The sequence below is a fragment of the Vibrio sp. 10N.261.52.A1 genome (assembly GCF_002876325.1).
GTDB lineage: Bacteria > Pseudomonadota > Gammaproteobacteria > Enterobacterales > Vibrionaceae > Vibrio > Vibrio chagasii.
Genome location: NZ_MCYD01001199.1, coordinates 1 through 1,260, shown reverse-complemented (window position 1 = coordinate 1,260; position 1,260 = coordinate 1). Strand labels below are relative to the sequence as shown.

Below are 1,260 nucleotides of genomic sequence, written 5' to 3'. Positions count from 1 at the left end.
GAGGTTGCTTGAGCGTACGTGTTTAATGTTGACGCATTGTAGATCGCTTGTATCCCTGACGCGATTTTACGGAAAGACAGCCAATGAAAGTTCAGTCCCTTCTTTGTTTGGCGTTTTCGTGTCGCGAGGATCAATTCACTGATGTTGGGGTAACGCACGACTTTTAAGTCATTAAAGAAACGAATGGTAAACTGTTTGTATGAAGGGGCACTGCGTATCGTCCCTTCGTCTTTGTCGACACACACATTGATCCGCTCACTGTGATAATAGCCAGCACGCTTCAAATACTTCATCACTTTCGCAAAGGATTTGGGCGAAATATACTCGCCAAAGCGCAACGCATACTCTTCTTGAAGCTGATCGTAGCTGATGGGCTTCAACCCCGCTTCGGTGGGCAAACCAACGCGCCCGCCAATGAGGTCGGTGTTCGGCAACATGCACGCTAATACTTTCGCAATTAAGGTGCGACTCAGCACATTATTTATCGCTTCACCGCCCCATGCATTGAGCGACGGGAAGCGATTGGGGTTAGTAATGAATTCTTCGAACGCTTTGAAGATCCGCCCGTATTCTGGCGGTAGGATTTCTACCTTACCGCTTCGAAATAACCGGCGAGACTTGAGTCCGATCTCAAAAGGTGTCTTAGGGTTCCGCGCGTTCTCTTCTGCAACGACACGATGATGCAATTCGATTAACTCCCATTTCCGATCCTTACGCTTACGGCGATACTCCGCATCGTAACTCGATTTATCGGAGGGGGTAGGGGAGGAGTCGTGTCCAGGCGTCTTCATAACACTTACCGTCCACGTTTAAAACACACAGCACTTCATCCCGAGGGACAAACAAGCGGTGTGATTGAGAATGTGTCGTTGATTGGGCTGTAGCCCGTGCCATGGTTGAGTCATATTCTGAGGTCCGTAAGTTTTTTGGGCTGTTTGAATTGGTCCTCCAAACGGTGAAATTTCACGCTATCTCAACCGAAAAAAGAAATCAAATGCAACTATTTTAGACACAAAAAAGCCGTCTACTTACGGGAAGACGGCTTTTTTGCGAGTGCTATATAGTCAGAGTACCACCTCTAACACACTCTAAATCCTAGAAAAAACACACGACATTGGCCACTACAGGTTAGCGAGCAATGTCGTGTGTTTTAACCTTATAGACCTTGGGCAAGTATAGCGTGCCAGCGCTTGAGATTTCAATCTCGAGGCCTTTCACGCCCCTGTCAGTGGTTAATCGTTAACATAATGTAAATAATAC

1 protein-coding gene is annotated in these 1,260 nt (G+C 46.9%); it reads right to left on the bottom strand.

Annotated features, from left to right (window positions below; all coding sequences use genetic code 11):
• Window positions 1-791: hypothetical protein (locus BCT81_RS25505; RefSeq protein ID WP_102426273.1), on the bottom strand; the 791-nt coding region annotated here is incomplete at its 3' end.
• Between the last annotated feature and the right edge of the window lie 469 nt (window positions 792-1,260).